At 75.0% G+C, this 18,556-nt stretch carries 13 protein-coding genes, 1 tRNA gene and 1 pseudogene; 3 read left to right on the forward strand and 12 right to left on the reverse strand.

The window, feature by feature from the left end; genetic code table 11:
- Window positions 1-67: 67 nt before the first annotated feature.
- The 6 genes and pseudogenes from ACWIZO_RS02135 to ACWIZO_RS02160 all read right to left on the reverse strand — a co-directional run.
- Window positions 68-880, reverse strand: coding sequence for a hypothetical protein (locus ACWIZO_RS02135; RefSeq protein ID WP_448640907.1), 813 nt, complete (start codon window positions 878-880; stop codon window positions 68-70).
- A 44-nt stretch (window positions 881-924) separates the two neighbouring features.
- Complete coding sequence (locus ACWIZO_RS02140) at window positions 925-1,809, reverse strand: ABC transporter ATP-binding protein (protein ID WP_448640908.1); 885 nt, start codon at window positions 1,807-1,809, stop codon at window positions 925-927.
- A gap of 33 nt (window positions 1,810-1,842) precedes the next feature.
- Window positions 1,843-2,844, reverse strand: a complete 1,002-nt coding sequence (locus tag ACWIZO_RS02145; protein WP_448640909.1) for an alpha/beta fold hydrolase — start codon at window positions 2,842-2,844, stop codon at window positions 1,843-1,845.
- A 536-nt stretch (window positions 2,845-3,380) separates the two neighbouring features.
- A complete protein-coding gene (locus ACWIZO_RS02150) occupies window positions 3,381-4,205 on the reverse strand; it encodes an HD domain-containing protein (protein WP_448640910.1) in 825 nt (274 codons plus the stop codon).
- A gap of 274 nt (window positions 4,206-4,479) precedes the next feature.
- Window positions 4,480-4,917, reverse strand: coding sequence for a hypothetical protein (locus ACWIZO_RS02155; protein WP_448643020.1), 438 nt, complete (start codon window positions 4,915-4,917; stop codon window positions 4,480-4,482).
- Window positions 4,918-5,142: 225 nt separating this feature from the next.
- A pseudogene (locus tag ACWIZO_RS02160) lies at window positions 5,143-5,448 on the reverse strand (hypothetical protein); the annotation flags it as partial.
- On the opposite strand from ACWIZO_RS02160, the gene ACWIZO_RS02165 reads away from it, so the two are divergent.
- Window positions 5,398-8,124 (forward strand): helix-turn-helix transcriptional regulator, encoded by a 2,727-nt coding sequence (locus ACWIZO_RS02165; RefSeq protein ID WP_448640911.1) that lies wholly within the window; start codon window positions 5,398-5,400, stop codon window positions 8,122-8,124. The pseudogene ACWIZO_RS02160 and the gene ACWIZO_RS02165 sit on opposite strands and share 51 nt — an antisense overlap.
- 187 nt (window positions 8,125-8,311) lie before the next feature.
- Here the strand turns inward: ACWIZO_RS02165 and ACWIZO_RS02170 are convergent, their stop codons facing one another.
- The 5 genes from ACWIZO_RS02170 to ACWIZO_RS02190 all read right to left on the reverse strand — a co-directional run bounded on the left by ACWIZO_RS02170 (window position 8,312) and on the right by ACWIZO_RS02190 (window position 15,729).
- Window positions 8,312-10,540, reverse strand: a complete 2,229-nt coding sequence (locus ACWIZO_RS02170) for a hypothetical protein (RefSeq protein WP_448640912.1) — start codon at window positions 10,538-10,540, stop codon at window positions 8,312-8,314.
- On the reverse strand, window positions 10,540-10,935 hold the full coding sequence (locus ACWIZO_RS02175) for a helix-turn-helix domain-containing protein (protein WP_448640913.1): 396 nt from the start codon (window positions 10,933-10,935) through the stop codon (window positions 10,540-10,542). The genes ACWIZO_RS02170 and ACWIZO_RS02175 overlap by 1 nt, the downstream gene beginning before the upstream one ends.
- Before the next feature lie 333 nt (window positions 10,936-11,268).
- Window positions 11,269-11,342 (reverse strand) — tRNA-Met (locus ACWIZO_RS02180).
- Window positions 11,343-11,426: 84 nt separating this feature from the next.
- The gene (locus ACWIZO_RS02185; protein WP_448640914.1) at window positions 11,427-14,366 is read right to left on the reverse strand and encodes a UPF0182 family membrane protein; all 2,940 of its coding nucleotides are present in this window, start codon (window positions 14,364-14,366) and stop codon (window positions 11,427-11,429) included.
- 337 nt (window positions 14,367-14,703) lie between these two features.
- Complete coding sequence (locus ACWIZO_RS02190) at window positions 14,704-15,729, reverse strand: YlbL family protein (protein WP_448640915.1); 1,026 nt, start codon at window positions 15,727-15,729, stop codon at window positions 14,704-14,706.
- Between the two features lie 192 nt (window positions 15,730-15,921).
- Here ACWIZO_RS02190 and ACWIZO_RS02195 point away from each other — a divergent pair, with 192 nt between their 5' ends.
- On the forward strand, window positions 15,922-17,316 hold the full coding sequence (locus ACWIZO_RS02195; RefSeq protein ID WP_448640916.1) for a zinc-dependent metalloprotease: 1,395 nt from the start codon (window positions 15,922-15,924) through the stop codon (window positions 17,314-17,316).
- 64 nt (window positions 17,317-17,380) lie between these two features.
- Here ACWIZO_RS02195 and ACWIZO_RS02200 read toward each other — a convergent pair whose 3' ends face one another.
- Window positions 17,381-17,974, reverse strand: a complete 594-nt coding sequence (locus ACWIZO_RS02200; RefSeq protein WP_448640917.1) for a M48 metallopeptidase family protein — start codon at window positions 17,972-17,974, stop codon at window positions 17,381-17,383.
- 376 nt (window positions 17,975-18,350) lie between these two features.
- Here ACWIZO_RS02200 and ACWIZO_RS02205 point away from each other — a divergent pair, with 376 nt between their 5' ends.
- Window positions 18,351-18,503 carry a DUF5679 domain-containing protein gene (locus ACWIZO_RS02205; protein ID WP_012950213.1) on the forward strand — a complete coding sequence of 51 codons (153 nt, stop codon included), beginning with the start codon at window positions 18,351-18,353 and terminating at the stop codon, window positions 18,501-18,503.
- Window positions 18,504-18,556 lie beyond the last annotated feature (53 nt).

Genomic DNA, 18,556 nt, shown 5'->3' on the forward strand with positions numbered 1-18,556 from the left:
GGGCAGTTCCCTCCGTCGGCCGGACGGCTCGACCCCCGGAGGGAACCGCCTGGTCGCGCGGTGGGCGCTACGCATCGCGCCGGCGCAGCAACACCGCCGCGGCGACGAGCACGGCCGCGGTGTAGGTGGTGAACAGTCCCCATCCCAGCCACGGCGACACAGGACCGGTCGCGGGGCCGGTCTGGAGGATCGCCATGCCGGCATTGCTGGGCACGTACGGCGTGATCGAGGGAGCGAGCAACCCCACCAGCGGCAGCACGAACAGGAACCCGAACACCGCCGCCAGCGCCCCGGCGGTGCTGCGCACCAGCCACCCGAACGCCGTGCCGAGCACGGCCGAGACGGCGAGCACCAGCGCCGACCCGACGATCGCGCGCGGTACACCGGGCTCGGACAAGGAGATGGACACGTCCACGCCGGCGAGCACCGCCTTCGCGGCGATGAAGGCCGCGAGCACGGCGGCGAGCGTCGCGGCGAACGTCGCGACCGCGGCCACGGCGGCCTTGCCGGCCAGCACCGGCAACCGGGACGGCACGGCGGTGAACGTCGACCGGATCAGGTCGCTGCCGTACTCGCTGCTGACCAGCACGACGCCGAGGGCGGCGATGAGCAGCTGGGTGAAGCTGACGCCGCTGAGCGCGCCGCCGGTGGCATCCGCGGTCGCGCCGCCGGAGCGGTCGCCGGCCAGGGCGAACGTCAGCGCAGGTGACACGCCGGCCACGGTGAGGCTCGCGACGGCGGCGGCCAGCAGCCACCAGGTCGAGCGCGCGCTGCGGGCCTTGATCCACTCGGCGGCCAGGACGCGGCGGCCGGTGACGCGGACGCCGTCGCGCGCCCGCACGGGGGAGGACGCCGGGGAGGTCCTCGCAATGGTGGTCATGCTGCGCTCCGGAGGTCGGGGCGGTCGTCGGCGGCCGCCCGGTACTAGGTGTCGTGCTCGGTCATCGCGAGGTAGGCCTCCTCGAGGGAGGCGTGCCGCGGGGTGAGCTCGGTCAGCAGCAGCCCCGCCGCCAGGGCGGTCTCCGCGATGTGCGTGCTCGTGGTGCCGGTGACCGACAGGATGTCGGGGCCGTCGGGGCGCACGAACGCCCCGCCCGCGGTCAGCAGCCGGGCCAGCTCGGCGGCGTGCGGGCTGCGCACGTGGACCTGCCCAGAGGCCGACGCGGTCATCTCCTGCATCGACACGTCGGCGAGCAGCCGGCCGCGGCCGAGGATGACCAGCTGGTCGGCGGTCTGCTCCATCTCGCTCATCAGGTGCGAGGAGACGAACACGGTCCGCCCTTCGCCGGCGAGGTCCCGCAGCAGCTGCCGGATCCACCGGACGCCGTCGGGGTCCAGGCCGTTGACCGGCTCGTCGAGCAGGATCACGGCCGGGTCGCCGAGCAGTGCGGCGGCGATGCCGAGGCGCTGCGCCATGCCGAGGGAGAACCCGCCGACCCGCCGGCCGGCCACCTCGGTCAGCCCGACCAGGTCCAGCACCTCCTCCACCCTGCCGCGGGGCAGGCCGTGGGTGGCGGCCAACGCCCGGAGATGGGCGACGGCGCTGCGGCCGGGATGGGCGGCGCGGGCGTCCAGCAGCGCCCCGACCTCCCGCAGCGGTGCGGGGTGCTCGGCGTAGCGCCGGCCGGCGACCAGCACCTCCCCGGCGGTGGGCCGGTCCAGCCCGAGGACGGTGCGCATCGTGGTGGACTTGCCGGCCCCGTTGGGGCCGAGGAAGCCGGTGACGCGGCCCGGGTGCACGGACACGGTCAGGTGGTCCACGGCGGTGGTCCGGCCGTAGCTCTTGGTGAGGTCGCGGATCTCGATCATCACTGCTCCTCCGGGGCGGCGGATGGCGGTCGGTCAGTTCGGCGGGAGCGTCGTGCCGGTGCGGGCGGCCCGGACGACGTCGTCGATGGCCTGCGCCGACTGCTGGGCGCCGGATGCCTCGTCCAGCAGGCCGGCGTGCGCGGCGTCCGCCTGGCGGTGACTGCTGTTCGTCGACAGCGCGGCCATCCGGTCCTGCGCGTCCGCCCAGTCCGGATCGGCGTCGTGTCCGGCAGCGGTGAGCACCACCGGCGGCGTGTTGCCGAGAGTGATGAGCTCCTGGGCCTGGTTGAACAGCGCCGGCATGGTGGCGGCTTCGTCCACGGTGTTCCCCCAGCGGCGGGGGCTGCCGGCGAACGCCGCGTACTGGCTCGCCGCCGGCTCGGGCAGCGCGGACCAGAAGGATTTCGGGAGCAGGCGGCCGACGCCGAGGCGGGCGAGGCTGGGCACCAGGGCGACCGGGCCGGGCGGGCCGGCGTGGGTGGTGCCCGTGGCGGTCCGGTAGGGGCTGGTGGCGTCGAGCAGGACCATCCCGGCGACCTGCTCGGGGTAGCGGGTGGCGTAGACCATCGCGTAGTCGCCCCCGATGGAGTGCCCGACCAGCACGTACGGGCCGTCCTCGCCGGCGCGACCCAGCAGGGTGTGCAGATCGCTGGCGGCGGCACCCCCGTCCTGCGGTGCGGAGGCGTCCTCGCTCCATCCCTGCCCGGCGCGGTCGTAGGCGCAGACGCGGGTGCTGCCGGCGACGGGCGGCGCGATCCGGGCCCAGCCCGCGGAGAACCCACCCAACCCGCTGATCAGCACCACGGTCGGACTGCCGGAGCCGGTGCAGTCCAGGTGCAGCCGGTGGCCGCCGACGTCGTAGAGACGGCCGGGCATCGCGTAGGTGCGCTGATCGGAGGCCAAGCCGACGGTCTCGACGGCGCCGCCGACGGCTGCCACGGCCATCACGACCACGACCGGGTGGAGCAGCCACCGGCCGCTGCCGGCGGCGAGGGAGCGGCGCACCCGGATCCCCATCCACACGGCGAGCGCCACCAGCAGCGGCGGCCACCCAACTGGCGGCGGTCAGCGCCGCGTCATCCGGAGTCGTCACCAGCAGCGCCAGCCCGGTGGCCCCGAACGCGGCGGCCGGGATCCAAGCCCACCGCTGGGGCTGGGACGTCATGCGGGCCGACAGCACCGCCAGCATCACCCAGCCGACCGCGGAGCCGAGCAGCGCCGACCCGGTGATCACGGCCTCGGAGCGGCCGCCGAACACGAGCAGGGGAAGGACGGCGGCCAGCACCGTCCCGGTGAGCAGCGATCCGGCAATGACCCGGCGGATGGGGCCGGTGCACGGCCGCGGGTCGGTGGCGGCCGGCCCGCCGGCGGGGGCCGGGGGTCGTGGGGTCGCCTGGGTGGCGGTGGCCATGAGGGTTCCTCTTCAGCGAGGTATGTGGGTGGTGCAGGTGTCGAACCTGTCGGCGACCCCGGGCGGTCACCCCGGTGGATCCGCCGGGATCGCACGCACGGTGGGACCGGCGGTACTCCCCGGCCGTGGGCGGCTGACGCGATCGCGGCGGAGCGGCAGGTCAGCCACGGAAGGGCGCGAGCCTGATCGCGAGGTCGAAGGCGCCGTAGCGGCGCAGGAACTGCACCCGCCCGCGAGGCACCCGGGCGGCCTCGGTGCGGCACGCGGTGGTGAACTCGCCCTTGAACCCGAGCCGGGGATGCTGGTCCACCACTGCGGCGAGCAGGTCCGGGGGCAGCTGCCAGGAGCGCAGGCCGACGACGTCGAGACCCGCGCCGGCGGCCAGCAGGTAGGCCTCGGGGCCACGCGCCGGCGGGACGCCCGGACTGAGGTGCAACGTGATCGCGGTGCGCATCGTCTCGGTGGCGGCCGCGGGCAGGCCGACCTCCTCGGCGACATCCCGCGCGATGCGGGCGCTGTTGCGGGTGAAGTCGACGTCCTGGTCGCTGGTGGGCAGGCCGGTGTCGTGCAGCAGCGCTGCGGCGAACAGCAGCTCCGCGTCGACGGTGAGCCCCTCCAGCGCGCCGAGGGCGGCACCGAACGCGAAGGTCCGGTAGGAGTGGTTGAGCAGGGCGGGACTGAGTCGGTGCCGCGCCTGCTCGACGGCGGCCCGGGTGAGCGCCGAGCTCGGCGGAACCAGCAGTGAGGGTGCGACCCGGGCGCGGCGGCCGGAGTTCAGCCGGACCAGCATCGACAGGCGACCGGCCGCGTTGGCGGCGTGGGTCCGGGCCACCGGAACCAGCAGCGCACGGCGCTCGGCGCCAGACAGCTGGCCACCGGTGCGCTCGACCCAGTCGAGGGTCCCGAGGTCTGCGACGGCGGCTTTGCCGCCGGGCCGGACGGGCGTCGGACTGGAGCAGGACCGGTCGTACGTGGTGTTGTACATGACGGCTCCTTCGCGGCGAGGGACCGGCTCGAACGCTGTCGACGACCGGTGGTGCGGCGTCGAGGACGCTGCTGGAGCCCGCTGTCGCGGCGCTGTCGAAGCGCTGACCACGGCAGACAGCCGCCGCGGGGTTCGCGCCGACGGTGGAAACGGCCGCCGCGGCGGTGGGTGCGGTGGTGGGCATCATGCGGCCCTCCTGGTCGGCTGGGGTTGACGGCTGGCGTCGAGCGTCGACGGCGATGGCGCGGCTCGACCCGGTGGTTTCGCCAGGAGCTCAAGAGGAGGGGAGGACGCCGACCGCGACCGCGACGGCGACGAGGCCGGCGGCAACGAAGTCGACGGCGGCGCAGAACGGCGGCCACCAGCGGGTGCCGGCCACGAAACCGGTGCGGTGCTGCCACGTGTCCTTCACGCCGTGGCCGGCCAGCCCGGCGACGATCAGCCAGGCCGATCCAGGCACCGCGGCCGTGGCGACGACCACGAATGCTGCAGCGACGACCGTCTCGACGGCCAGGACATGCCGGCGTCCGTCGGCGACGGCGAAGCCGACGTAGACCGCGGCGATCAGGGTGAGCCCGAGGGCGTAGACGGTCGCGGGGGCGATCCAGAAGAAGGCGAACGGGGAGGCGGCCTGGATGACACCGACGACGACGCCCCAGGCCAGCGGGCCACGCAGGCTGCGGCGGGTGGGGGTGGTCGGGATGCCGGTCATCGGGTCTCCTGCTGGGCGGTAGGGGTCGGCCTGGGATGGATCGAGGATCGCCGCCATGCGCAGGACTCGGACCGGTGATCTCACCGGGTTCGGCAGCCCGTGGCAGCCCGTGGCGGCCCCTGAGCGCCCCGGCCCGCGCCCTCGACGGCGATGCTCAGGGCGGAAGGTGTAGCCGGCCTTCTCGACGGCCGCGGCGATGTCCGCGCGGTCGACCGGCCGGGAGGCGGTGACCGTGACGGTGCCGCTGACCGGGTCGACGGTGATCGACGCGACGCCGTCGAGGTCGGCGATCGCCGCGGTGAGCCGATGAGGGTGCGCGGCGTGCCGGAGAACACGAGCGCTCCAGGGACAGCTGGGGTGGTGCGACGGTCGGTGAGCAGACCCGGCGCACCAGGGCCCGTGCTCACCACGCGATGCGTCGGGCTCACCGCGGGGTCGAATCCCCGGAGCCCGGCTCGTGAGATCGGTACCGTCCGGGCCGTGCTGGCCGGGCGGGACGCCGAGCGCGCCGAGATCGCCGCGCTGCTCGATGCCGCCCGCGCCGGAACCGGGGGCACCCTCGTCGTGCGCGGCGTGGCCGGGTCGGGCAAGTCGGCCCTGCTCGCCGACACCGTCGCCGCAGCGGCGGGGTCTGCACCGTCGGGGCTGCGCGTGCTGCGCACGTCGGGTGTGGAGTCGGAGTCGCCGCTGGCCTTCGCCGCGCTGCAGCGGCTGCTGTGGCCGCTGCGCGGGAAGATCGGCGCGCTCCCGGCGCCGCAACAGGCGGCGCTGCGGGCGGCGCTCGGCGAGGCCGAGGGCAACGGCGACCGGTTCCTGACCTTCCTCGGCACGCTCAGCCTGCTCGCCGACGCCGCCGACGACGCCCCCGTGCTCGCCGTCGTCGACGACGCGCACTGGCTCGACGACGCCTCCGCCGCGGCGCTGCTGTTCTGCGCCCGCCGGCTGCAGGCCGAACGGGTCGTCCTGCTGTTCGCCGCCCGCGACGGCGAGGCGCACGCCTTCGACGCGCCCGACCTGCCCAACCTCGCCCTCGCCGGCGTGACCGGTGAGGACGCCGCCGCGCTGTTGGCCGCCCGCGCCGGCCACACGGTGGACCCGGCGGTCCGCGACTACCTGGTCGCCGCCACCGCCGGCAATCCGCTCGCGCTCGTCGAGCTCGCCGACGCCCTCACCGGCGACCAGCTGGCCGGCCGGCTGCCACTGCCAGCGGAGCTGCCACTCACCGGCGGAGTCGAACGCGGGTTCCTCGACCGCTACCGGCGACTCGGCGGGCCGGCGCAGCGGCTGCTGCTGCTCGCCGCGGCCGACGACACCGGTCGGCTGACCGTGGTCCGGGACGCCGCGGACCACCTTGAGGTCGGCGACGACGCCTTCGACGAGGCCGAGCGCGCCGGGCTGCTCCGGCCGGACGGGGACGCGGTCACCCTGTTCCACCCGCTGGTGCGCTCCGCGGTCTACCGGGCGGCGAGCAGCACGCAACGGCGGGCCGCCCACCGGGCGCTGGCCGAGGTGCTGGCCGCCGACCCGGACCGGCGGGCGTGGCACCTGGCCGCGGCCGCTGGCCGTCCCGACGAGCAGGTCGTGGCCGCGCTGGACGACGTCGCCGTACGTGCCACCGGTCGCGGTGGCCACGAGGCCGCCGGCGCCGCCTGGGCCCGCGCCGCCGAACTGACCGCCGCCGGGCCGGCCCACGGCCGCCGGTTGTACCGGGCCGCGGCTGCAGCGTGGCTGGGCGCGCACCCGTCCCGGGCGGCGGCGCTCGCGGCCGCCGCCGCGGCCGAGGTGACCGAGCCGCTGCTGCACGCCCAGTTGCTGGCGCTCCAGGGGCAGATCGCCTGGACGACCGGGTCGCTGAACGACGGCTACGACCTCGTGGCGCAGGCCGCGCGGGTCGCCGGCGACGTCGACCCGGCGCTGGCGCAGCAGCTGGCGGTGATCGCCGCGGCCCTGGCCGTGTACGGCGCCCGCTCCCCGCGCGCAGTGGACCCGGCCGGGCTGGTGGCCGCCCCCGCACCGGACGCCCCGCCCCGGGTGCGGGCCGCCGCGGCCCTGCTGCACGGGTTCACGGCCGCGGCCCGCCGCGACTGGACAGCCGCGGCGGACTCCTTCGGCGACGCCTTCGCACTGACCGACGCCGACGTCCGGGACGACCACGTGCAGCGCAACCTCGGCATCGCCGCCCTGGTCATCGGCGACGACGAGCGCGGACTGCGGCTGCACGAGCAGCTGCTGACCATCGCCCGCCGCACCGGAGCGCTCGCCACCGTCGAGTACGCACTGACGCGCGGCGTGCAGATCCAGCTCGCCGTGGGCGCCTGGGCGCAAGCGGCCAGCGCAGCGACAGAGGCGGTGCGGCTGGCGACCAGCACCGGCCACCCCGGGATGATTGCGCTCCCGACCGCGCAGCTCGCCCTGCTGGCGGCCCGCCGCGGCGACGACGACGCCGAGCGTCTCATCGACGAGGCGGCCGGCATCCGGGCCGCGCACTCCGGCGGGGTCACCGACGTCGTCGTGGTCGACCTGCTGCACTGGGCGCGGGGCCTGCGCGCCGCCCGGCAGCCCGCGACCGCCCTGCACCACCTGGAGCAGATCACCGAGACCGGGGTGAGCAGTCTGGCGGCGCTCGACCGCCTGGAGACCGCCGTCCGGGTCGGTCGGGACGAACTCGCCCGCGCGTGGCTGAGCGAGCTGGCGGCGTTCGCCGCCGGCACCGGCGCCCCGGCCGCGGTTGCCGTCGTCGAGCACGGCCGCGCCCTGCTGGCCGAGGGCCCCGACGCCGAGGAGCACTTCCGGCGCGCCCTGACCGCGCACGCCGACTCCCCGCGCCGGCCCGACCGGGCACGCACCGAGCTGGCCTTCGGTGAGCTGCTGCGCCGCATCCGACGCCGGATGGACGCCCGCGAGCACCTGCGCGCCGCGCTATCGCTGTTCGAGGACCTCGGCGCCACTCCGTGGGCCGACCGCGCCGCCGCCGAGCTGCGAGCCTCCGGGGAGACCGCCCGCCGCCGCGACGTGTCCACCGCCACCGACCTGACCCCGCAGGAACGCCAGGTGGCCGCGCTGGTCCGGCAGGGGCTGTCCAACCGGGACGTCGCCGCGCAGCTGTTCATCAGCCCACGGACCGTCGACTTCCACCTGCGCGGCTGCTTCGCGAAACTCGGCGTCACGTCGCGCGTCGAACTGACCGCCCTGCCGCTCGACGCCTAGCTTCCGCTTCGATCCACAGCCGGGCTCGCCAGGCACCGGCCCGGAGCCGTGCCTGATGCTGCTCGTGGCCCGCGGGTGGGCGTCGTCCGCCTCCTCGCGCCAGCTGTGGCGTCGGCGTGCCGCGGTTCGCGGTCGAGGAGGGGCATCAACGGGGTCGTGACCGCGACAGCATCGCACCGCCCGTGGCTCATGCACCGAGAACGACGCCTCGCCGCTCCGCGTACCGCGCCAGGGACTGACGGCAGACCACGCGCGGGCCCCCGGCCAACCCCGCGACCTCCTCGAGATGACCCTTCTGCACCAGGTCCTCAACGACGAGCAGCGGCACGTCCAGCCGCGCGGCGGCGACATCGACCGGAACCGTCCGGGCCTGCAGCTGGCGGCGGCGCCGGTGCTCGTCGCGCAGACGGCTGACGTCGCCGGGGGTGAGCCGGATGTCGCCGCCTCTCACCTTCTGCAGGCCGGTGACGCGCACCTCGCGCATCAGCGCGTAGAGCTGGTGGTAGCTCAGTTCGAGGTCGCCGGCGAGCTCCTCGATGGTGGGGTTGTCGGCCGTCCACTGCCGGTAGATCTCGACGTCCGCGGCCGGGCACATCCACACGTCGCGGCGTCCTCGGCGGACCAGCCGACCGCCGGGGATGACGCCCTCGGCCAGCCGGCGGCGGGCGGTGGTGACGCCGATGTCCAGGGCACGGGCGACCTCCTCGGTGGTCAGCAGCGCCTGCCCGCTGTCGGTGCGGGGCTCGACGAACCAGCCGCGGGCCGCCAGGGTGGCGTAGATGTAGCGCTGCCGGTCGCGCAGCGGGTTGCCGCGGCCGAACGTCTCCCGCCGGCCCGTGGACACGAGCAGGCAGCCCCCGAGCTGGTCGTCGATGAGGGCCTCGATCGCGTGGGTGACCGGCAGCCAGGCCCGCAGGTCCTCCTCGGCTCGGGCCGGGCGCCGCAGGTAGGCGGTGGCGTGCACGTCCTCGCCGGCGGCGTGGCCGATGTAGCGGCGGGCGAGCACCGGGTCGACGCCGGCGTCCTTGAGGTCAGTGGCGAGGTAGGCGCGCAGCTCGTGCGGCGTGATGGTGCCGTACAGCTCGGTGTCGATCTCCGCGGCGACGATGGCGGTCTTGAGGGCCGCGCGGTGCGCGGACTGGCCGCTACGGTCGGCGGTGCGCAGGCCGGGGATCAACCGTGCCCCCAGGTCGACCTCGCCGGTGACCGGGTCGGTGTGGAACGCCTCGATCACCGCCCGGATCACGTCCATGACCTGGCGGGGCAGCCGGATGACGCGGTTGGAGACCTCGTTCTTCATCCGGTCCTTCTCGTCGGCGACGACGATCTGGCCGCCGACGCGGACGAGGAACGGCTCGCCGCCCTGCCGGTCGAGCACGATGGCGCCACCCAGGTCCGGGCCGAAGTCGAGGACGTCACCCACGTGGGGGCCGAAGCCCTCGCTGATCCGCACCCCGAGCAGCCGCTCCAGCCACATGGTCAGCTGGTGGACGACCGGCAGGTGGGCGGCGATGCGGCCGAACAGCGCCAGCGGCGCGTGCGGGTTCTTGCTGCGCCGGGGCGGCGCACCCTCCGGGTGGACCGCGGCGATGCCCTGCATCGGCTTGCCGGTGAGCTCGATGCCGTTGGCCTCGGCGAGGTTGAGGATCATCTTCAGCACGTTGAGCTCGTTGCGGGCGGTGGTGGCCTGGTTGCCCTTGCGCGCCCCGACGGCCCTCCGAGCCCGCCCGTGGGCGGCCCGCAGCTCGTCGACCCGGATCCGGACCTGGCCGTCGAGCGGGTCGCAGTGCCAGCTGGGCAGCAGTCCGCCGGTGTACCACCGCTTCACGGTCGACCGGGAGGTGCCCGGCAGTGCGGCGGCCTCGGTGAGGGTGATCTCGGTATGCCCGTTCAGCTCCGGCCACGGCTCCAGCTGAGGTATGTCGACGGCGTCCAGGGCGGCCAGGTGGGCGGCGAGCTTGCCGACGAGCTCGTGGGTGAGGGCCTCGATCACCGACACCTGGTGCCGGGCGAGGAAGGGCTTCAGGTCGTTGTCGATCACCGCGACGACCGCCGCGCGCCGCTCGGGCTGCCCGGAGCGCTGCCGGTCGTGGTGGTGCACCAGGAACGCCTCGGCGACCTCGTCGAACCGGTGCCCGTAGGCGGCGGTCGGTCCGGCCCACCAGTGCGCCGGGGTCCGGTCGCCGAGGGCGAGGGCGGTCAGCGCCGGCGGGGGTCGGCTGGTGCGGTAGCCGGCCGGGTCGGGCAGCGGGTGTCCGGCGGCCAGTGCCCACTCGCCGTCGGCGTACCAGCGGCGGACCGCGGTCTCGTGGGGGTCGGTGAACTGGCGCGTCTGCTTGCTCCCCACCGCGATCGGCAGGCTGACGGTCCACTGGCCGTCCGGGCGCTGGACGACGCCCTTGCGGGGGCGGCCCATCAGGCGGCCCGCCCGTTGCCCAGAGAGGCCACCAGGCCGGCGTTGACCTTGCGCAGGTGAGCGACGTCCTCGCGGAGCAGCTCGATCTCCCGGTGCAGCGCGGCCTCCTCCGCGCGCAGGGTGAGAAGCTCGTCGTGGTCGGCGTCGCGCTCACGCTCGGCGCGGCGGCGGGCGATCACCGCCTCCGGCTCCCCGTCGGCGACCTGCTCGGCGGTGAGGAGCCCGGCGGCGAACAGCGCCGAGGCCGGGATGTAGATGGTGCCGGTCGGGTCGCCGGGGTCCTTGCCCGCGCCGGGCAGCCTCCCGTCCTCGACCCAGCGGCGCAGCGTGTCGACGGACTCGTTGATCAGGTCGGCGGCCTCGCGCAGCGTGTAGCGCTGGTCGTCGGCGGTCATCGCTGGTGGTCCTCCCACCGGCGCATGGGCATCGCCGGCCGAGCGGACCGTCAGCAGGCGGGCGCGGTCGGCAATCGAGCTGGAGAAGGGGTGGACCACCCGGTGCCCTGGGCTGCGCAGGGATGCCCACCCCGGGTGGGCAGGCGGGGCCGTGGAGAGCGTGGTCAGCGGTGGGTGGGCAGGGCTGGGCAGCGTCGGCCTGCGTAGGCAGGGGTGGTCCAGCCGATCGGGAGAGTCCGGAAATCCGTCCGGAAACCGGCCCGCAACGCAGCGAAGGCCGGCGCGATTGCGCCGGCCTTCGCTGTCAGGAACCGATTTCCGGACCCTGGTGAGTAGCGGGGGCAGGATTCGAACCTGCGACCTCTGGGTTATGAGCCCAGCGAGCTACCGAGCTGCTCCACCCCGCGTCGGTGGGACCACCATACACCAACCGAGCGCCTCCCTGCCGGGCCCCACCGCTCGCCGGCGGCGGGACCCGGCAGGGGCCGGGCTCAGCCCGTCGGCTGCGCCGCCTGCGCGGCCCGGTAGGCCTCGACGGCGGCCTGCAGCCGGGTCAGCGCCTCTCCCTGGGCCGCGAAGTCGCCGCTGCGCTGCGCGTCGGAGAGCGCCTGCAGCGCCGCGTCGAGCTCGGCCACCGCGGCGTCGAGCCCCGGCGCCGGTGTCCCGCTGTCCGCCGGTGGCGTCGTCGGTTCGGCCGGGGTCGTCGGCTCGGCGGGCGGCGTCGTCGGGGTCGTCGGCTCCTGGGTGTCCGGCGTGCTGCCGGCGTCCCCGCTGTCGACGGCCGTGTCCCCCGCACCGGGGCCGAACACCTGGTCGAGCGCGTCGGACAGGGTGTCGGCGTAGCCGACGCTCCCCCCGTAGTTGACCAGCACCTTGCGCAGCAGCGGGAAGGAGTTCTCCCCCGTCCCCTCCACGTACAGCGGTTGGACGTAGAGCAGCCCGTTGCCGCCGATGGGCAGGGTCAGCAGGTTGCCGAACACCGCCTGGGAGTTGCGGCTGTTGAACAGCGTCAGGTCCTGCGCGACCTCGTCGTCGGTGTTGAACGACTGCTGCACCTGCTGCGGTCCGCGGAAGGGCGTGTTGCCCGGCAGCCGCAGCACCTGGATCTGGCCGTAGGTGCTCGGGTCGCTGGACGCCGAGATGAACGCCGACAGGTTCTGCCGGCGGAAGGCGTTCAGCGCGCTCGTGATCTGGAAGGTGGCGTTCGGCTCGTTCGGGCGGGCGGCCAGGATGTAGTACGGCGGCTGCGCCTCCTCGGTGTCCACGGTCGGGTCGGCCGGCACCGCCCACCGGTCGTTCTGGTTGTAGAAGTCCGTCGGGTTGCTCACGTGGTAGCGGGTCAGGACGTCGCGCTGCAGCTTGAACAGGTCCTCCGGGTACCGGACGTGGCTGACCAGCTCGTCGCTCATGGACCCGCGCGGCTCGATGACGCCGGGGAAGGCCGCCCGGTAGGCCTTGAGCACCGGGTCCTCCTCGTCCCACTCGTACAGCGTCACCTCGCCGCTCTGGGCGTCGACGGTGGCCTTGACCGAGTTGCGGATGTAGTTGAACTGCTCGTTGGGGAGCGCGGTGGTCCCGGTGCCGGTGAGCGCGTCGGAGGCGGCCTCACCGAGCTCCATGCGCTCGGAGTACGGGTAGGCGTCCGACGTCGTGTAGCCGTCGAGGATCCAGGTGACCCGGCCGTCGATCACCGCCGGGTACGGGTCGCCGTCGACCTCCAGGAAGGGCGCGGCCTTCTCCACCCGCTCGCGCGGGTCACGGACGTAGAGCACCTTCGAGGCGTCGTTGACCGCGCCGGAGAGCAGGAAGTTGCGCTCCCGGTAGTAGATCGCGAACGTCAGCTGCCGGAAGAAGCTGCCGATCGCGACGCCGCCCGCGCCGTCGTAGGTGTTGTTCACCTGGCCGTCCGAGCCGTCCTCGGGCCGGTCGAACTCCCGCGGCGCGGCACCCTCGGGGGCGCCGACGACGGAGTAGTCGTCGATGAGCTCGCCGTAGTAGATGCGGCCCTGCTCGACCGGGATGTCCCCGACGGTGGGCAGGTCGCGGCTGGTGAAGTTCGGCTCGCCGCCCTCCTGGCCGGTGACCACCTGGTTGGCCGGCGCGGCCACGAAGCCGTTGCCGTGCGTGTAGACCGTGTGCCGGTTGATCCAGGTGTCCTGGTTCTCCGACAGGCTGCCGCTGTCGAGCTCGCGGACGGCGACGACGTAGTCGCGGGTCTGCCCGTTGATCGTGTAGCGGTCGATGTCGAGCTTCTGGGGGAAGCCGTAGACGTTGCGGATCTGCTGGCGCGCGGTGAACGTGCCGGAGAGCACGTTGGGGTCGAGCAGCCGCGCGTTGGGGATCGTGGCGTCGTCGGCCCGCAGCTGGGCCAGCGCGGCGGCGGTGTCGACGTCGTCCCCGGTGGTCTGCTGGGCGAAGTCGACGTAGTCGACGTCCGAGAGCCCGTAGGCCGCGCGGGTCGAGGCGATCGCCCGCTCGATGTAGGCGGCCTCGCGCTGGTCGGCGCTGGGCCGGACGACGAACTGCTGCACGATCGCGGGGTAGGCCACGCCGATCACCAGGCTGGACAGCAGCAGCAGCACCAGGGCCGCGGCGGGCAGCCGGAAGTTCCGGACGACGACGTTGGCGAAGAAGGCCACCGCGCAGAAGGCCGCCGCGAACACGAGGATCGTCTTGGCCGGCAGCAGCGCGTTGACGTCGGTGTAGCTGGCGCCGCTGAACAGCTCCCCCCGGTCGGAGTAGACCAGGCTGTAGCGGTCGAACCAGTAGGCGATCGCCTTGAGCGCCACGAACAGGCCCAGCAGCACCGAGAGCTGCACCATGGCCGCGCCGGTGAGCTTCTGCCCCGGCGTCTGCAGCCGCAGGCCCCCGAACACGTAGTGGGTGAGCAGCGAGCCGATCAGCGCCAGCAGCACGATGGCGAAGCCGAAGCTGATCAGCAGCCGGTAGAAGGGGTACTCGAAGACGAAGAACGACAGGTCCAGGCCGAACTGCGGGTCGGTCTGGCCGAAGGGCCGCGCGTTGCGGAAGGTCAGCCAGGTCTCCCAGCTGCCCTGCGCGGTGAAGCCGGCGAACAGACCGACGACGACGGCGACGGCGGTGAGCACCAGGGTGCGCCGGGGCTCGAGCGACTGGCGGTAGCGCTCGAGGTTCTGCTGCTCCAGCGACATCGGCCGGAACGCGGGGCGGAACCGGTAGGCGAGGTGGATCGCCAGCGCGGTGAGTCCACCGGTGGCGACGCCGGCCACCGCGAACAGCAGGGCGCGGGTCTGGAGCTCGGTCCAGAAGACCTCGGTGTACCCGGTCTCGTCGAACCAGAGGTAGTCGACGTAGACGTTGGTCAACGTCCCGATGGCCGTGAACAGCACGAGCAGCACGGCGATGGACCCGATGACCACCTTCGCGCGCCGCGACAGGGTCGGCACGGACACGGGGGGCCGCATGGCCACGAGCGGTCTCCTTCAGTGACGGGTGCGGCGGTGCACCGGGGTGCACCGCCGCGGTGGGGCGACCGCGGTCCTGGCGGTGCGGTCTCGCTGAGCGGTCGTGCGGTGTCGGACGTCCGGTCGGCACGGGCTCCGGTCCGGCCCGGCTCCGGCGGTGTCGCCCCGACCAACGTCCGGCGCGGCACCGGGTTCCCCGGGAGTCCCCTGCCGGCCGACAGCTTCCCCCAAGCCGCCGGGTGCACGTCGGGCGGCCGTCGTCGCGGGTGCCGTCGGGGGTGCCGTCGCGGGCCGGGCGGCGGCCGGACGCCGCGGGCCCGCGGTCTCAGCAGCCGGGGGGCGTGCGCCCCTCGCGGAGGTCGCCCAGGGCGGTGAGGGCGTCGTCGAGGGTGCTGACGCGGGCGAGGGTCAGCCCGGGCTGGGGCGCGGCGAGGGCGTCGGCGCAGTTGTCGGCCGGCACGAGGAACAGCTCGGCGCCGATCCCGGCCGCCGCGACCATCTTGAGCTGGATGCCGCCGATCGGGCCCACCGTGCCGTCGGCGTCGATGGTGCCGCTGCCGGCGACCACCGCGCCCTCGGTCAGGTCGGTGTCGCCCACCAGGTCGAGGATGCCGAGGGTGAGCATCAGGCCCGCCGAGGGGCCGCCGACGTCGGCCACGTCGATGTCGACGTCGAAGGGCGCCGAGGGCTGCTCGACGACCGTCACGCCCAGCACCGAGCCGTCGCGGTCGGGGGCCTGGGCGGTGGTCACCGTCGCCGTCGCGGGCTCGCCGAGCCGGGTGTAGGCCACCTCGACGGGGGTGCCGCCCGGGATGGCGGTGAGCACGGCGGTCAGGGTGGCGTTGTCCGGCGTCGGCCGGCCGGCGACCGACTCGATGGCGTCGCCCTCCTCGAGCACGCCGTCCGAGGGCGAGTCCTCGCCGGAGACCCCGCGGACGACGATCTTCTCCGGGTAGCCCAGCTCCCCCAGCGCGGCGGCCTCGGCCGACTCCTCGGAGGTGAGGAACGCCTGGCGGTTGGCCTGCTCGATCTCCTCCTGGGTCTGGTCGGGCGGGTACACCGACTCCTCGGGGACGACGCTGACCTCGTCGTCGAACCAGCCGCGGACCGCCTCGACCAGGCTCAGCCCCGCGCGACCGACGCCGACGGTGGTCAGGTTGAGGTTGCCGCTGGTGTCGTTGCGCTCGCGCCCGCGCACGGAGATGACCGGGTCGCCGTCGATGTCCCCGAGGGTGTTGAACGTCGGTCCGGGCACCTGGGCGACGTAGGGCACCGGCAGGGCGGCGCCGAGGACGCCGGCCACCAGCAGCAGCACCACACCGACGGCGAGGACGGCGATCCGACGGGTCACGACCGGCCAGCTTAGGAGAAGGACCTCCCTGCCCCCCACCGCTCGCACGCTCGCGGCGGGCCCCTGCACGCAGGCCGCCCTGCCACCCACCGCTCGCGCCGGGCTCTGCAGCGGGTCGGCCGTCCGCCGAGAGCGGACGGCGGGGCCGCCGATCCGGCCGCGACGGGGTGATCACGCGTCTACCGTGGGGGCATGAGCGACCTGCCGTTCGGCTTCGGGATGCCCGACCGCGACCCCGAGCGCCGCGACCAGCCGGGCTCGAACCCCGCCGACCCGTTCGGCTTCGGCGCGCTGTTCGGCGCCGGCGGCGCCGGGAGCGGCACCCCCGAGGACCTGCTGGGCAAGATGCCGCTGTTCGCCGAGCTCCAGAAGCTCATGAACTGGTCGGGCGGCCCGGTCAACTGGGACCTCGCCCGCCAGGGCGCGATCAGCACGCTGGCCACCGGCACCCAGCCCACGTCGGAGGCCGAGCGGGCCGCCGTCGCCGAGGCGCTGCGGCTGGCCGACCTGTGGCTGGACCAGGCCACCGACCTGCCCTCCGGCGTCGAGCGCACGCTGGCCTGGTCGCGCGTGGAGTGGGTCGAGCAGACGCTGCCGGCCTGGAGCGCACTCATCGACCCGCTGGCGGAGAAGGTCGTCGCCGCGATGACCAGCGCCCTCCCGCAGGAGGCCATGGCGATGGCCGGGCCGCTGGCCGGGATCATGGGCCGGATGGGCGGGCTGATGTTCGGCGCCCAGGTCGGCCAGGCCTTCGGCCGGCTCGCCGGCGAGGTCCTCACCGGCACCGAGGTCGGCCTGCCGCTGGCCCCGGCCGGCGCCGGCGCGCTGGTGCCGCAGAACGTCGCCGCCTTCGCCGAGGGGCTGGACCGGCCGGCCGACGAGGTGCGCCTGTTCCTGGCGCTGCGCGAGGCGGCCTCGCTGCGGCTGTTCGCGCACGTGCCGTGGCTGCGCCAGCAGCTGCACGACGCCGTCCACGCCTACGCCCGCGGCATCACCATCGACCGGGAGGCGATCGAGCGCGGGCTCAACGACGCGATGGGCTCGATGGGCGGCGGCTTCGACCCGTCGAACCCGGAGAGCATCCAGGAGCTCCTCGGCAGCGGGCTGCTCGAGCCGGAGGAGACGCCGGAGCAGCAGATGGCGCTGCGCCGGCTGGAGACGCTGCTGGCGCTGGTCGAGGGCTGGGTCGACGCCGTCGTCGCCGCCGCGGCCGGCGAGCGGCTGCCGGGTCACGACGCCCTGGCCGAGACGATGCGCCGCCGTCGGGCCTCCGGCGGCCCGGCCGAGCAGACCTTCGCCACGCTCGTCGGCCTGCAGCTGCGCCCGCGCCGGCTGCGCGACGCCGCCACGGTCTGGGGCGCGATGGCGCAGCGCCACGGCGCCGCCGAGCGCGACCGGCTGTGGTCGCACCCCGACCTGCTGCCCACCTCCGACGACCTCGACGAGCCGCTGGACTTCGTGGCCCGGCAGGGCGTCGACGACGAGCTGCGCCAGCTGACCGCCGACGACGCCGGGGAGGCCCGCGACGCGGGCCCGGCCGACGGCTCGGACGAGCCGTCCGGCGACGGGGACGACGCCGCCCGCTGAGCCCGGCGCACGCGCTCGGATCGGCCCTCCGTGAGGCGGGCGGCACCGGGCCCGGCCGTCGCCCTCAGTCGACGAGGTCGCCGGCTGCGTTCCCGCCGTCGGCGTCCGCCCCGTCGGCGCGGGCGGACTCCACGCCCTCGAGGAAGCCGCGGGCCCGCTCGGCGCGCGGGTAGCGGGCCACCAGGGCCCAGAACCGGGCGTCGTGGCCGGGCTCCAGCAGGTGGGCCAGCTCGTGCACCAGGACGTAGTCGACGACGTACTCGGGCATGGTGCGCAGCCGGCTCGACAGCCGGATGCTGCCGTCGGCGGGCGTGCAGGAGCCCCACCGCCGCTGCTGGTTGCCGACCCACCGGACGCTGGTCGGCCGGGCGACGCCGTCGAGGTGCGCCGCCGACAGCGCCCGCGCCCGCGTCATCAGCTCGTCGTCCCCGCCCATCGAGCGCCGGCGGCGCTCCTCGCGGGTCTGCAGCTTGGCCACCATCTGGGCCACCCACCGCCGCTCCTCGGCCGGGGTGAAGGCCGCCGGGATGAGCACGATCGTCCGGCCGGACTCCCGGTAGGCGGTCACCGTCCGGCGCCGGCGCGCGCTGCGGCGCACCTCGACCGGCCCCGGTGCGGAGAGGGGGCCGGACGGGGAGTCGGAGGTCGCGCCGCGCACGACTGGACCGTAGTTGCCGCCACCGGCCGGTGCGGCGGCGGGAGCCACCCGCACGGGTACGAGTCGCACGGACGGTGGACAGCCGCGGTCCGCCTCCCATGACCCCGTCCACAGTGCGGCGGGCCGATCGGTGCAGGTGGCGGGCGCGCGCCGGGCGGGGACGGCGCGGCGTCCCCGGCCCGTCCCCTGGGAGCGCACAGCGACACGCCGCCGCGTCCCCACGTGTTCCCCAGGGCCGTCCACAGGCTGTGGGCACACGGCCGGGGCCCGACCGCCCGTCGTACCGGGGCCCGTCGGACCACCCGGGTAGCGTTCCCCGACGACGGCGGCGGCCGGGGACGGACGCCGAGCGGCCCGACGACGAGGAGGAGGCACCGTGGCGGAGAGCTACAACGGCTACTGCGTGAAGTGCAAGGAGAAGCGGGACTTCGACGGCGAGGTCAAGGTCAGCGAGTCCGGTCGCCGGATGGCACAGGGCACCTGCCCGGTCTGCGGCACGAAGATGAACCGGATCCTCGGCAAGGCCTGAGGGAGGACCCTCCTGCCCGCCCGCTCGCAGGCCGCGGCGGGCCCCTGCAGGAG

Source organism: Geodermatophilus sp. URMC 63 (assembly GCF_053502565.1).

What these genes read in the sequence shown, in the direction of transcription:
- ACWIZO_RS02135 (WP_448640907.1), bottom strand. Translation starts at nt 880, where the DNA reads ATGACCACCATTGCGAGGACCTCCCCGGCGTCCTCCCCCGTGCGGGCG.
- ACWIZO_RS02140 (WP_448640908.1), bottom strand. Translation starts at nt 1,809, where the DNA reads ATGATCGAGATCCGCGACCTCACCAAGAGCTACGGCCGGACCACCGCC.
- ACWIZO_RS02150 (WP_448640910.1), bottom strand. Translation starts at nt 4,205, where the DNA reads ATGTACAACACCACGTACGACCGGTCCTGCTCCAGTCCGACGCCCGTC.
- ACWIZO_RS02155 (WP_448643020.1), bottom strand. Translation starts at nt 4,917, where the DNA reads ATGACCGGCATCCCGACCACCCCCACCCGCCGCAGCCTGCGTGGCCCG.
- ACWIZO_RS02170 (WP_448640912.1), bottom strand. Translation starts at nt 10,540, where the DNA reads ATGGGCCGCCCCCGCAAGGGCGTCGTCCAGCGCCCGGACGGCCAGTGG.
- ACWIZO_RS02175 (WP_448640913.1), bottom strand. Translation starts at nt 10,935, where the DNA reads ATGACCGCCGACGACCAGCGCTACACGCTGCGCGAGGCCGCCGACCTG.
- ACWIZO_RS02195 (WP_448640916.1), top strand. Translation starts at nt 15,922, where the DNA reads ATGAGCGACCTGCCGTTCGGCTTCGGGATGCCCGACCGCGACCCCGAG.